Source organism: Enhygromyxa salina, from assembly GCF_002994635.1.
GTDB lineage: Bacteria > Myxococcota_A > Polyangia > Nannocystales > Nannocystaceae > Plesiocystis > Plesiocystis salina_B.
Window position 1 is genome coordinate 122,977 of sequence record NZ_PVNL01000074.1, and the last position, 14,643, is coordinate 137,619.

Genomic DNA, 14,643 nt, shown 5'->3' on the forward strand with positions numbered 1-14,643 from the left:
GCTGGCACCATACCTCAGACATCGTCCGCTTCGGGTAGTAGAGTCACGCCGTGGCGAAGCCGCGGGAGCGTGTGCGTCGTGGTCTGCGCGCCATCGTGTGGGCGGTGCTCATCACCAGCTGCACGCATGGCGAGGCCGCTGACGGTCCGCCGGTCCGCGACTGCACGGCGGTGATCTGGGCGTGGCCTGGCCACCCCAGCGCGAGCGTGGAGATCGTTGGCAGCTGGGACGGCTGGGCGAGCCCGGGCACCTCGATGCTGCGCCGCGACGACGGCTGGCGGGTGCTGGGCCTGGATCTGCCGGCCGGCGAGTACGGCTACCTGGTCGTCGACGGCGGCTCGGCGCGGCTCGACCCGCACAACCCGCTGACCAGCTTTCGACTCGACGACGGGCGCGAGGTCTCGCGGCTCGAGATCGAGGACTGCACGGTGCCGACCCTGCGGGTGCAGCCCGAGGATGTCGAGGTCGACGCAGGCCAGCTGGCGATCTCGGCGTCGTTCCTGGCCGTCAACGCCGACGCGCGGCTGGACCCGGCTCGCGTCGAGGCGGCGCTCACCGTCGACGCAGCCACGCCCGCCGACGGGACGATCGAGCTGTCGAGCCCGCCGCTCGCTCGCGGCCGCCACTCGTTCGAGCTGCGCGCCCATGACCTCGCGGGTCGGGCAGCTCGGGCTCGGGTCTCGGTGTTCGTCGATCCGATCGCGCCGAGCTGGGCGGACGCGGTCATCTACCAAGTCGTGACCGATCGCTTGTTCGCCGACGACGGCCTCGCGCTGGCCGCCCCGCCGACCCCGGGATCTCGCGCGGGCGGGACGCTGGGCGGGGTTCAGGCCGCGCTCGAGAGCGGCTACTTCGAGGCGCTGGGGGTGAGCGCGCTGTGGCTCTCGCCGGTCTACGCAAACCCGGTCGAGCCGCGCCTGGGCACCGACGGGCGGCTCTACGAGGGCTACCACGGCTACTGGGTCACGGACTCGCGCGCGGTCGAGCCCCGGATCGGCGGCGAGCAAGCGCTGCGCTCGCTGATCGACTCGGCCCACGCGCGGGGGGTCGCGGTGATCCTCGACGTGGTCCCCAACCATGTCTACGAGACCCACGAGATCGTCGGCGATCCAGGCACGCTGGGGTGGTTCAACGAGCACCCCAGCGAGTGCGTGTGTGGGACCGCGAGCTGCCCGTGGGCCACGAACATGCAGGACTGCTGGTTCGCGCCCTACCTGCCGGATCTGCGGCTCGAGAACGGCGACGCGATGAACTTCGCGGTCGGCGAGCTGCTGTGGTGGCTGGACAATTTCGAGGTCGATGGCCTGCGGGTCGACGCGGTCCCCATGATGCCGCGCGCGGCCTCGCGGCGGATCGTCCACGCGGTTCACCAGCACACCGCGCCGGGCGTCGATCGCCTGGTGCTCGGCGAGGTGTTCACCGGCTCGGGCACCCCGGGCGTCGCTGGTCTGCGCCGCTATCTCGGCCCCGGCGGGCTCGACAGCGTGTTCGACTTTCCGCTGATGTGGGCGCTGCGGGACGTGCTCGCAACCGACAGCGCCGGGTTCACCAGCCTCGACGCGCTGCTCGATCACATCGACGCGCAGCTCGGCGGTTCGGGGGCCGTGCTGGCGCGGATGCTCGGCAACCACGACGTCGAGCGCTTCGTCTCGACGGTCGTCGGCGACGGCTCCGGCGACCCCTGGGACCAGCCCGCGTCGCAGCCCGAGGGCGTGAACGAGCTCGAGCTCGCGGCGCTCGACCGGGTGAGCCTGGCGCTGACGCTGCAGCTGACCTTGCCGGGGATGCCAGTGCTCTACTATGGCGACGAGCTCGGCCTGGCCGGCGGCGACGATCCCGACAACCGCCGGGTGATGCCCTCGCTCGAGTCGCTGTCGCCGGCCCGCCTCGCGCTGCTCGATCGCGCCCGGACCTTGGGCCAGCTGCGACGCTGCGCGCCCGCGCTGCGCTCCGAGCTACGCCAGACCCTGCACGTGAGCGACGACACCTACGCCTACGCGCGCTCGGCCGGCGATGGGGGCGTCGCGGTCGTGCTGATCTCGCGGGCCGACGCGCCGCGGGTGATCCCGATCCCCGGCACCAGCACGATCAGCGGAACGTTCGTGGACGCGCTCGGAGGCGGCGCGGTCGAGCTTGGTGCGGGCGCCGAGGTCGAGCTTGGCCCGCGCGCCGCGATGGTCTTGCTCGCCGCGGACGATCCCTGCTTGCGCTGAGGCGACCGTGGTCCTCGCGCCGCGCCAGAGGCGGTACTCTAGCGGCCTGCATCTGCTCTCGAGGAACCACCTGGCTGTGCGCACTCACCTGACCTTGGTTTTCACTCCGCTGCTGCTCGCGCTCCCGGCCTGCGCCGTCGATCAATTTCAGTCCGACGACGACTACGGCGATCCGCCCAACAGCGACACCTACAGCCCCGACGACGGCAGCGACTGGAGCGGCAGCACGTCCACGACCACCGGCGAGCCCGACACGGGCGACGGCGACGGCGACGAGGGCCCGCCCGAGTGTGACGACGCCGACAAGCGCTGCCCTCACGAGTTCACGCTGCCCGACATGAGCTACTCGAGCGTCGACGTGATCGGCGACTTCTCGTCCGACGGCTGGACCGCTGGCGCGTCGATGACCCTGGACGGCGGGACCTGGCGGGTGATCACGGGCGTGCCCTGGGACACCCCCGTCGAGTACAAATTCAGGGTCGACGGCGGGCAGGGCTACATCCCCGACCCCAACAACCCCAATCAGGTCGACGACGGGTTCGGCGGGTTCAACTCCGTGCTCGACGCGACCACCTGTGAAGACTGGGACTGCGAGTCCGACCTGATCGGCGACTTTGACTGGCGCGACGCGGTCATCTACTTCGTGTTCGTCGATCGCTTCTATAACGGCGACATGAGCAACGACGGCCCGATCGGCGTAGAGGCGCTGGCCGACTGGCAGGGCGGCGACTGGGCCGGGGTCTCGCAAAAGATCAACGAGGGCTACTTTGACGATCTCGGCGTGAATGTGCTGTGGCTGTCGGTGCCCATGGACAACACCCAGGCCAGCGGGGCCGGGACCGACGGCCATCAATACTCGGCCTATCACGGCTACTGGCCGCAGAACCTCGATCAGACCGAGGAGCACTTTGGGACCCTGGCCGAGCTGCAGGCGCTCGTCGAGCTGGCCCACGCCCACGACATCAAGGTGCTGTTCGACTACGCCATGAACCACGTGCACTCGAGCGCGCCGATCTACGCGCAGAACCCCGGGTGGTTCTGGCCCAACGACAACGGCCAGGGCGGCGACTGTGTGTGCGGGGGCGGCTGCGGGTGGGACGGCGCCGACGGGCGGCGCTGCTGGTTCACGCCCTACCTGCCGGACTTCAACTTCACCGACGCGGGCGCGCGGGACTACTCGGTCGGCAACGCCATGCAGTGGATCGCCGACACCGGCGTCGACGGGTTCCGGCTCGACGCGGTCAAGCACATCGAAGATCAGTGGCTGCTCGATCTCCGCGCGCGGGTCGAGAGCGAGGTCGAGCCAAACACCGGTGAGCACTTCTACATGGTCGGCGAGACCTTCACCGGGGACCGCGACCTGATCGCCTACTACGTCAATTCGTCGATGCTCGACGGCCAGTTCGACTTTCCGCTGCGCATGGAGCTGGCCAACAAGCTGCTCATGCGCAACGGCGCAATGTCGGACTTTGCCGCGTTCATGGACGGCAACGACGACTACTATGGCGCCGGGATCATGAGCACCTTCATTGGGAATCATGACATCCCGCGGGTGATCCACCTCGCCGAGGATCAGCCGGTGTGGAACAGCGAGTGGACCGACGGCAAGGATCTGGCGTGGTCCAACATTCCGCTGCCAGGGAACCTGGCGCCGTTCGAGCGCGTGGCCCTGGGCTTCTCGGTCTTGTTGACGACCCCCGGGGCGCCGCTGATCTATTATGGTGACGAGGTCGGCATGGCCGGCGCGGGCGACCCAGACAATCGCCGCTTCATGCAGTGGGATGGCTACAGCGCCGGGCAGGAGCTGCTGCTCGATCACGTCATGACCCTCAACGCGATCCGAGCCGAGCAGATGCCGCTGCGCCGCGGGGATCGAACCACGCTCAGCGCCGACGCGGACACCTTCGTGTACGAGATGAGCTTTGGCTCGGACAGCGTGTACGTGGCGATCAACCGGTCGGATGGCAACCGCAGCGCGGGCGGGCTGCCGGGGGGGAGCTATCAGGATCTTCTGACCGGGCAGAACGTGGCTGGTCCGGGGGTCGATTTGCCGGCTCGGACCAGCATGGTGTTGCTGCCGCAGTGACCGGGGAGACCAGGGGCGGGAAGCGTTCTCGCCAGCGCGAGCCGAAGCGATCGTGATCTCGAGCCGATCGCCGCGGTCGGAGTCGAGCGCGCGTGGGAGCAGATCTCTTTCGTGCCTGAGCGATTCGTGGGACGCGGCGGTGACTGCGACTTCGACGTACCCATCCAGGCGCTTGCACGACGCCGGCCTTTGGACACGGGTGTGTCCTGAACGGGCTGCACTACAGATCGAAGGGCAGCCGCCCCGGCCCATCCGTTACCCGGCCCAAGATGGGCCGCTTTTGCTCACAGACTCGTGAAGGCAAAGTGTTAAGGAACTTTCCCCGGGCTCGCTCCTGGGCTCGTCGCCTGCCACAAGCAGGTCTTTCCATGAGTGCAGGAACCTGTCCGATCGGATCGGAGAGTGCTTAAACCTTCCCGAACGTTGCTTGGCCGATTTGCACGGCCGACTTGTCCAGCTCATCGATGTGGTTGATCCCAACGAGATCACGGACCAACGATCACACCACTTCCCCTTGCCGGCGGCTGGTAATCACGCCACCATCGGCGCCAGGTTGGTCGCTCCCGGCGATCGAGGGGAACGACTCCGAGCAAGATGATGGCGACAACAGCAAGATGGCTGCAAGAGTTCCTCCGTGGGCGCAACCTCGTCAAACCCGATGGTCGGCCGCTGTTCGAGTATCGTACCAGGGAGGCCGAGTTCGCATCGCTGCAAGCGCTCGTGTCCGAGACTCTGTTCGTCAGTGCCCACGATTGCGGGGCATTTTGCCTCTACGCTGCGGAGTGGTGGCGACGACATGGTGAAGGACTGACCTTCAAGGGTCTGCTCGAGTCGCTTGGTTGGGACTGCTCCTACACCGAGCTCTACGGCGAGATCGAGCAGGGACTACGCTACTGGGGCCGGCACTTGCGGATCGTTCGTACGCCGACCCGAAGCTGGCGCGATTTCGTGGGTAGCCTCTCGCGCGAGGGTGGTCTCCCGCTCCAACTCCTGCTCGATTCCCAAACCTCGATCCGCCGGTTCTTCCGCCAGCTGCTTCAGATCCAGAGCACCGGCGTCGAGGTGACTGCAAAGTGGGCAGAGGTTGCGGCGATCGACCTTCCCAAGGCCTGGCGTCATCCCGACATCTACGAACTCGCGCCCGCCCTCGTCAATCACATCTGGCAGTTGCGCAAGAGTGTTGCTCACGCCGAGCAGCCTGTGCTCGAACTCGACCGCGTCCAAACAGGTTGGCAGGAGCGACTCCCGATCTTGGTCGACAGCGACGTCGCCGCGGCCTTGGTCCGCGGTCTAGTCGAGGACGCTCAGAAAATCGCCACCAGCGGACGCCTCGGTCTCACAGTCGAGACCCGGCTGATGCTCCGCAACGGCGAATGGTCGTTCCAACGTGTGCTCCAGCCCCCTCGACGCATGCAGCCTCGCGAGCTGTGGAAACTGCTCGACCTCGATCCCCAAGCGGACGACAATCCCCGTCGCGTTCGCATCCTGATCGACGACGGGAGCGGGCCGCGACCGCTCGCCATCGCCACTCAGTGGAAGGCGGATGACCCCTTCGAACTTGTGCCGCTGGTCGAGGGTGCGCTGGTCTCGTTCTCCGCGACCGAGTTGGTGGTGCTCGCGGACACCGTGAGCGAGGCGTTCCCCGGCAAGCTACTTCGAGGTGGTGAGCGGCTCGACCACGGGCCCTGGGTGTTCATCGCCGACGGGCAGGATGAAGGCGGCGGCGAAGAATGGAAGCTCATCGCGCAAGGCTCGGCCCGCGTGCGGTCGAGCGACGTCTTGGTCGCCCTGCCTGCCAATTGCCCCTCGACCCTCCGGGGTACTGAGCCACACGGTCAACTCATCACTCACAAGGGAGTCCGTGCCCTTGTTCGAGTCACTGGTGGACCAATCCACATCAACGACGTGGATTCTGGCGAGCGCTACGTCGTCGAGGCCTCGGCCAGCGAGGACGATGCCCAGGCCTACCGGTTCGAGGGGCCGCTGTTCGGTGAGGAACTTCGACCCCCGGTCTGGCGAGGCGTGCCTCGGGTCTACGAGGAGCCCATGTTCGGCGTCCGTCGCGAAGTGCACCCCCGTGACCTCGAATGGCGACCCAAACACGGCGGCCACACCTGGGCCCGCCTGTCCGACGCTTGTCGAGGCCATGTCGAGATCCGTCTTCGGCGCGGCGGGACCACTGCGTTCGCCCGCTCGCTCCTCATCGTGCCCAAAGCCACGGTCTTCGAGATCCGCCCCACGAGCGACCACAACACCGCCGAACTCCTGCTCGATGGGACCGAGGCCAGCCACGGTCTCCTGCGCGCTGATGCGGGCTTCGAGGTGGTGTCGCTGGCTGATTCAGGCAACCTCGCCTGGGCCGTCACTTCGACCGACGACGCTCCGGCGCGTGTCCAAGTCCAACTTCGCTGGACGGAGTCGCGCGCCATGAAGCTGTGGCTCCCGTTTCCCAAGGTCGGAATTCGTTTCATCGACAACGCTGGTCGAGTGCTCCCCAATGACGCCACCGTCGCCCTCGACAACCTTCGTGGGTGCCGGGTCGAGGCCTTATTGCCCCGTCACGAGCCACATCCCTTTGTCGAAGCGAAGCTGAAGAGCGCCACCGATCGCCCAGGCGGGTTCGTCAGCGATTCGAACTTTGCCCACAAGCTCCGGCTGCTGAGTAAACGTGGCGCGCCGCTGATCCGTCGGTTCGCCCTCGATCTTTCTCGACTCGTAGATGATGTGGGTCTGCGCCTCGCAGGCACCACCGAGCTCAACGCGTTTGTGAGGCTCGTAGTCCAGACCCGAACCGGCAAGACCCGGTTGAACGTCCGACGCTTCCCACTTTCCATGATGGTGACCCCCGAGCACACCGGCGTGATGGTCTTGCCCGACAAGAGCGAGACCTTCGTCGACGAACTCGTTATGGGGATGGAACTCCATCGAATCCCGATACGCTCGCCCGACGCCACACCGGTTTCGATGGAGCGGTCGCCAGCTGGATGGACGATCGGACTCGACGAAGACAACGCTGAAACCTGGCTCGTGATCGGCTCTCGTGAGGGGCGCTGCTGTGCACGGCCGGTGATCTGGCACCCGCCCCGGGACTCTGGACCCGCTCCCGAACTCGACGACATCTCGACGCTCACCGACGCCGTCGGCGTCGCCTGGAAGCAGGTACGACTCGCTGCGATCAGCAAGGTCCTCGACGAACTGATCGCCGACCCCTCCCACCCCGAGTGGACCCAACTGACCCCATTCCTTGGGTCACTCGCCACACTCCCCGCCACGACCTACGACGTGCTCGACGTCGCGGTGCGAAAACCGACGCTGTGCGTCTACACGTTGATCGATATGTCACCCTCGGTGGGATTACAACCACTGTGGACCGCTCTCGAGCAACTCAGCTTCGCGTGGAAGTTGGTCCCCGTCAAAGCGTGGATTGCCGGCTTTCGGCTGTGGTGGGCCCGGATCGAAGCCGACGTCGCCAAACTCGACGAGGGACTTCAGCCCATCGTCCTGGATGCCGCCCGGAACCAGCTCGCTAGTACATTGAGCGCGATCGAGGCCCGGTTGCACGGGTTCACGATCGTCCGTGAACTCATCGAATGCGCGCTGCTCGGGGCTGAGCCAGGCCAGTACATGCAATTTCTCGCCTTCCCCGGGGGCCTGGGACGCGCCCCCCTGCTCGAGGGCCGCGACGAAGCCCGGATGAACCTGTTCCGGACCCACGCTGACGACCGATCGTGGCCGTCGTTCCAAGCAGCTCGCGACCTCCTCGACGAGTTTCCGGGTCAGGTCCCCAAGAGCCTGCTTCCGCTCGGCGTCTTCGCCAACAAGATCCGCGAGAAGACCCGGTTCGTCACCTACGCCCCCGTCCAGGCCGCCATCGCGGCGGCCTGCGGGCTCAAACTCAACCCCGAGCAGATCTTCGCTCTCCGCCAGCTTGAGGCCTTCGACAATACATGGTTTGACCACTGCTACGAGGCGAGCCTCGCTGCGGCGATCGGAATCATGCTCGAGAGCGATCCCGAGACCTTCCAATGACCACCCACGCCGACTTCTACTCCTCGCTCAGTACCCAACTTGCGCTCCGTTCTTCGCGCGCGGTCATCAGCTATCTCAATCCGCTCTCGCCTGGGCTCCGTGCGTTCTTGACCAAACATCTCGAGCGGCAAGCGGGCGCCGATGGCAGTTTTCTCGCCGACCCCGTGTTCGAAGCCACCTTCGGGTGGAAGGAGCACCACGCGCCCATGAGTTCGCTCGGCGGCTCGCTGCTGCATCACTCGCTCGTCGATGCCATGGATCGGGCCGAGTCCGAGCGGTTCGAGAAGTCCTTCAACCCCTACGTCCACCAGGTCGAGGCCTGGAACAAGCTCAAAGAGGAGCCGGCACAGTCGGTGGTCGTGAGCAGTGGCACCGGCTCGGGGAAGACGGAGTGCTTCCTGGTCCCAATTCTTGACTCGCTCGCCCGCCAGCGTGCGAGCGGGGCCAGCTTGGTCGGGGTTCAGGCCCTGTTTCTGTATCCGCTCAACGCCCTGATCAACAGCCAGCGCGACCGGCTTCGAGCGTGGACCAATGACTTCGGCGGAGACATCAAATTCTGCCTCTACAACGGCCAAACCCCCAAAGTCGACCCGCCCGCCCATGAGGCCAAGAAGGTGCCGCAGGAGGTCATGGGTCGCCCTGCACTTCGGCGGTCGCCACCACCGATCCTGATCACCAACGCGACGATGCTCGAGTACATGCTCGTGCGCCAACAAGACGCCCCGATCCTCGAGGCGTCCAAGGGCAAGCTGCGCTGGATCGTCCTCGACGAGGCCCACACCTATATTGGTTCGCAGGCCGCCGAGGTCTCGCTCTTGCTTCGCCGGGTGCTCCACGCCTTCCAGGTCGAGCCCGAGCAAGTCCGCTTCGTTGCGACATCGGCCACCATCGGCAAGTTCGGCGACCAAGAGTCACGCGACAAGCTACAAGCGTACCTGGCCGACATCGCCGGCCTGCCCAAGGACCGCGTCCACGTGGTCGAGGGTTCGCGCGAGACACCGAATCTGCCCGAGGAGCTCGTATCGCAATCGAACGAACTCGGTGACCTCAGCGACCTCGCTAGTGCCTCGCCCGGACACAGGTTCCGGTCTCTCGCCACGGTCCCAGCGGTGCGCACGCTCCGGGACACCCTGTCCAAGGGCCCCACTCAGACGGGTGTCCTCGCGGAGGCCACGTTCGGTGACAAAGACCCCGACACGATCGAGAAGACCCTCGAACTGCTCGACGTCGCCCGCATGGCGACCCTCGACAAGCAGCCGTTCCTACCCCTGCGTGCCCACTACTTCCAGCGCACGCAGCCAGGGCTGTGGAGCTGCATCGATCCCAACTGCTCCGAGCGCCAGCCCGAGCTCGACAATTGGGACTTCGGGCGAGTGTTCCTCGAACACCGATCGAAGTGCGACTGTGGAGCGCTGGCCCTCGAGCTGGTCATGTGCAGGCGCTGTGGCGCCGAGTATCTGGCGGCGGAGAATCAGCAGGACCCCAAGAACCCCGAGCCTCGCCTCGTGCCGGTTGGAGGCAGCGATGAGAATTCCGACGACGAATCCGGCGACGAGTCCGGCCAGGAGCCGGGGATCGATGAGGAGACCGATCCTGATCCAGACTCACCGCCCAAACCCGGCGAACGCATGCTGGTTTGGCGGCAGCGGGACCACAAGTCCGACCTCCCCGTAGAGATCAACGTGGCCACTGGCACATGGGCGACCCCCGGCACCAGCCACCTCATGGCCCGCTGGCACACCGAGCAGGGAACCTGCCCGCGCTGCGGCGAGCGAGAGTTTGCCCGCGGCGAGATGCTCCGGAGCATGAACCTCGGCGCGCCGTTCCTGCTCGGTGTGTCCACGCCAACCCTGCTCGAGCACGTTCCGCCCCAGAAAGACGACCCGAAGTCGAAGCCCTTCGACGGCCGGCGAATCATCACCTTCAGTGACAGTCGCCAGGGCACCGCTCGCTTCTCGCTGCGCTCGCAGATCGAGGCCGAGCGCAACTTCGTCCGCAGTCACATCTACCATCTCGTCCAGAGCCGCATCACCAGTCCCGCTCTGCCCAACGACGCCGAGAAACTCGCAGGTCTCGAACTCGCGCTCGCGCAGCCCGGCATGCCCGAGTCGGTCCAAGCCATGCTGGCTAGCCAGGCCGAAGAGATCCGGGCGCGACTGTCTGCCCCTGCCGTCGGCACCGTCACGTGGCCCGAAGCCGTGCAGTCCCTCGCTGGTTCGAACGCGGTCCAGCACTGGATTCAACCAGCCTGGAAGAGTGACGGCCACGACCGCAAGCTCTACGAGCTGTCCGAGTTTCTGCTGTTTCGCGAGTTTGCCCGCCGACCGATGCGGCAGAACTCGGTCGAGACCCTCGGTCTCGTCGCCGTCGACTACCGCGAGCTCGACCAAATCGCTGCTGGTGGAGTGCCGTCGGTCGTCGCCCGCGAAGGCTTGAGCGCCCACGAGTGGCGGTCGTTCATCAAGCTGCTGCTCGACCTTGGGGTCCGTGGCAACACAGCCGTCGCCGCCAAACGCGAGTGGCTCGATTGGATGGGCACTCACTTCGCGCTCAAGTTCATCCTCGGACCTCATGCCGAGGTCGGCCAGCGCAACAAGCAGATGCTCTGGCCCTACATCCGCGAAGGTGGCATGGGCTCACGCTTCGTCAAACTCCTTGCGCGCGTTCTCGGGCTCGACACCGGGGTCGCCGAGGATCGCACACGTATCAACGAGCTGCTCGAGCAGGCCTGGACCGACGCGCGGCGTGTGCTCCAGCCTTTCGCCGACGGCCACCAGCTCAGCCACAAGGACTCCGTGGTGCTCACGAGCATCAGTCACGCGTGGATCTGTCCGACCACCCGCCGGATCCTCGACACGACCTTCCGCGAGACCACCCCCTACATTCCTCGCCGCCAGGACGCCGACTTGCAGTGCCGCCCGGTGACCATGCCCCGGCTCCCACACCCGTTCCCCGAGCGCGGCGACGCGACCGGACGCCCGATCCCTCCCGGCACCATCCCCCATTGGCTCGAAACCGACCCAGACATCGCCATCGCCCGCACCCGCGGGGTCTGGACCGAGTTCAGCGACCGCCTCGCCACCGCCGCCCGTTACTATCGTGTCGCCGAGCACTCCGCCCAACAAAGCGGCAGCCGCCTCGCGCAGATCGAAAAGCAGTTCAAAGCGGGCGACGTCAATGTGCTGAGCTGCTCGACCACCATGGAGATGGGTGTCGACATCGGTGGCCTGTCTGCGGTCGCCATGAACAACGCCCCGCCTGGACCCGCTAACTTCCTACAGCGTGCAGGTCGGGCGGGCCGGCGTGGCGAGACCGCAGCCGTCAGCCTGACCATGTGCCAAGCCATGCCCCACGGTGAGGCCGTGTTCCGCCACCCCATGTGGCCGTTCACGACACCAATCAACGTCCCGCGGGTCTCGCTCGAGAGCAACCGCATCGTCCAGCGCCACATCAACGCCCTCGCCCTGACCAGCTTCCTGGCCGAGCAGGGTGCTGACGGCCTGAGCCTCCGCACCGAGTGGTTCGTCGAGCCTCCGAGCAAAGAGGGCCTCTCCGCGTCCGACCTGTTCGGCAAATGGCTGCGGGACACTCCCGCGCGCGAGGCCGAGACCCGGTTCGCCCGAGGTGTCGCCGAGCTGCTGACCCGAAACTCCCGGCTCGCCGGCCAGCCGCTCGACCGTCTGCTCGAGGCGAGTGCCGCCATGCTCGACGACATCGTCGCGCCGTGGCGGGCCGAGATCGACCGCCTCGTGTCCGACCTCGACAACGCCGGAGGCGTGCCCAAGAAAAACGACGTAGCCAGCCCGGCCCAACTCGCCATTCAACGCCAGCTCCGACGCCTCCGCAACGAGTACCTGCTCGGCGAGCTCGCCAACCGCGGCTTCCTGCCCGGCTATGGGTTCCCCACCGGAGTCGTCCCGTTCATCAACAGCAACATCGGCGACCTCAAGGCCGAAGCAGCACGAAAAGCTCGGCGCAAGGCCGGGCAGGACGACGACGAGAACAGCCGCGAAGACGGCCAATCGCGCGGCCGCGCCTGGGCCAGCCGCGAACTCCCCAAGGCCATCCGCGAGTATGCCCCTGGGGCCCGCATCGTCATCGACGGCGAGGTCTGGACCAGCGGGGGCGTGACCCTCAATTGGCAGACCCCACCCGGCGACCAGCCTCATCCAGAGATTCAGTCCTTCCGCCAGGCCTGGCGTTGCAAAGACTGCGGCGCCAGTGGGACCGTCTCGAGCTGGGTCGACAGCTGCACCGGTTGCGGAGCGGCGAAGCCGGACCGTATCCCCTACCTGCAGCCCGCTGGATTCGCCATCCCGATCGTCCAGGACCCCGACAACGATCTCCGCCAGCGCTACCTCCCAGTCGAGCGCCCGTGGATCTCCGTCGGCCCCGAACCGTGGGTCCCGCTCGCTCGCCCCGACGCTGGGCGCATGCGAACCAGCGCCGAGGGTTCGATTTTCCACTACAACCGCGGCGAGCATGGCCGCGGGTACGCCATTTGCCTGGTCTGCGGCCGGGCCCACGCCGAGTCCGGCGACGCAGACGATTCTGGCCGGTCCAGGAACCCGCCCCTGCCCAACGCCCTGAAGAACCACTACAAGCTCCGCGGCGGCAAGGAGGCCAACGGCTCGAGTCGCTGCCCGGCCAACGACTCCACCCACGGCATCAAGCGTGGGCAAAACCTCGGCGTCGAGTCCCGCACCGACGTGTTCGAGCTGCAGCTTTGCGACCTCGCCTCAGGCCAGGTCATCACCTCGCGCACGGCCCTGAGCACCATCGCCGTCGCCCTGCGCCGAGCGACCGCCGCCAAGCTCGGCATCGAAGACCGCGAGCTCGGCTGGGCCATCATCGCTTCGCAGGCCCCCTCTGGCATGCGTGGCCGGTCCATCGTCCTCTACGACACCGCCGCCGGTGGTGCTGGCTTCGTCGGGGCCATCCCCGAACTCCTGCCCGAGCTCCTGCGTGCCGCCCGCAAGCACCTGGACTGCGAGCGCAAGTGCGACCAGGCCTGCCATGGGTGCCTGCTCAGCTACGACACGCAACACGAGAGCAAGCACCTCAACCGCCACGTCGGCGAACAGGCTCTGTCCACCGAGTTCCTCGATGCGCTCGAGCTCCTGGCCAAGGACCGACTCTTGGGTCCTGACAGCAAGTCCGAGTTCCAGCCGCTCGAGGAGGCCATCGATCGCGAGCTTCGCCGCAGCCAAGCCCGGGACCTACGCATTCACCTGAGCGGCGACGTCGAGCAGTGGGACTTCCCCGCCTGGTCCGCGCGTGCGTCGTTGCTGCGTTGGGCTGCCGCGCACGCCAAGGTCACTCTGCTGGTGCCGCCCAACGCTGTCACCAAACTCGACGCTGGCAACCGCTCGACGCTCGCCACGTTGGTCGAGGCCCTCGGCCTCGAGGTCCGGGAGCACGACGGTCGGTCGCCGACGGAGCTAGCCGTCGAGCTCGGCGGGGTCGAGTCGGTCCGCTGGGCCACGCTCCCCGCCGACGCCCGCGGACCGGGCTCGCAGTGGGGTCGCACGGAGGTGTGCGTCGTTGACCGCTCCCCGTCCCCGCTCCCAGCCCTGGCTGGGAACCCCATCTCGCTCGACGCCATCCGCCCGCCGCTTCCCGCTCCCTCCGCTGCCGGCGACTACCACGGCATCGCCATCGAGGGGCAGCTGCGTGTGTCCACCGAGGTGTTCGGGCGCCACTTCTGGAATCTGGTCCACACCAAGGTCCCGAACCTGCGCAAGCGGTTGGCGAGTGCTCCGCTGGAGACCATCGAGTACTCCGACCGCTACCTCCGGACGCCGCTAACCATGCGGTTGCTGCTCGAGACGCTGCGCATATTGAAGGCCGAGAATCCAGGCGCGTTCACCGATGCTACGAAGGTCGTCGTCAACACCATCCCGACCGACGCGGGCAACAACCGTGGGACCCCGAGCGAGTTCAGCCATGACTGGCGCAGCGATGCCGACCGGAGTTCGACCCTTGCCGCGGCGGCCGAGCGGCTCGGCCTGACGATCGAGCTGCGCCAAGTCAACCGCCGACAGCTTCCGCATCACCGCGGGTTCACCCTCACCTGGGAGGGGGGCAGCTGGATGATGCGCCTTGATGAAGGCTTTGGGTTCCTCACGGAGGGCAAGCGCGCCGACCGTTTTCCGTTTGGGTCGGACCCGAAGGCCCGGGCCAACAAGTTGATGTCGGCGAAGTTCGTCGTCGATCGGCGGCTGCCGTTTCCTAGCCAGTTCTACGTCCAGCACCTGCCCGATTGACGGGCGCCAGAAACGTCCCATAAAGACCCGCTCGGTGCGTGGCCGCTGC

Annotated in this window: 4 protein-coding genes; all 4 read left to right on the plus strand. The window is 66.9% G+C overall.

Features of this window, described 5'->3' with window-relative positions:
• The first annotated feature begins 50 nt into the window (after window positions 1-50).
• The 4 genes from ENSA7_RS19365 to ENSA7_RS19380 all read left to right on the plus strand — a co-directional run bounded on the left by ENSA7_RS19365 (window position 51) and on the right by ENSA7_RS19380 (window position 14,594).
• Complete coding sequence (locus tag ENSA7_RS19365) at window positions 51-2,213, plus strand: alpha-amylase family glycosyl hydrolase (RefSeq protein WP_106090792.1); 2,163 nt, start codon at window positions 51-53, stop codon at window positions 2,211-2,213.
• Window positions 2,214-2,307: 94 nt separating this feature from the next.
• Complete coding sequence (locus ENSA7_RS19370; protein WP_146157873.1) at window positions 2,308-4,299, plus strand: alpha-amylase family glycosyl hydrolase; 1,992 nt, start codon at window positions 2,308-2,310, stop codon at window positions 4,297-4,299.
• Window positions 4,300-4,896: 597 nt separating this feature from the next.
• Window positions 4,897-8,328, plus strand: a complete 3,432-nt coding sequence (locus tag ENSA7_RS19375) for an STY4851/ECs_5259 family protein (RefSeq protein ID WP_146157874.1) — start codon at window positions 4,897-4,899, stop codon at window positions 8,326-8,328.
• The gene (locus tag ENSA7_RS19380; protein WP_106090795.1) at window positions 8,325-14,594 is read left to right on the plus strand and encodes a DEAD/DEAH box helicase family protein; all 6,270 of its coding nucleotides are present in this window, start codon (window positions 8,325-8,327) and stop codon (window positions 14,592-14,594) included. Before ENSA7_RS19375 ends, ENSA7_RS19380 begins: the two co-directional genes overlap by 4 nt.
• Window positions 14,595-14,643: the final 49 nt, after the last annotated feature.

Coding starts and splice junctions, on each gene's coding strand:
- ENSA7_RS19375 (WP_146157874.1), top strand. CDS start 4,897: ATGGCGACAACAGCAAGATGGCTGCAAGAGTTCCTCCGTGGGCGCAAC.
- ENSA7_RS19380 (WP_106090795.1), top strand. CDS start 8,325: ATGACCACCCACGCCGACTTCTACTCCTCGCTCAGTACCCAACTTGCG.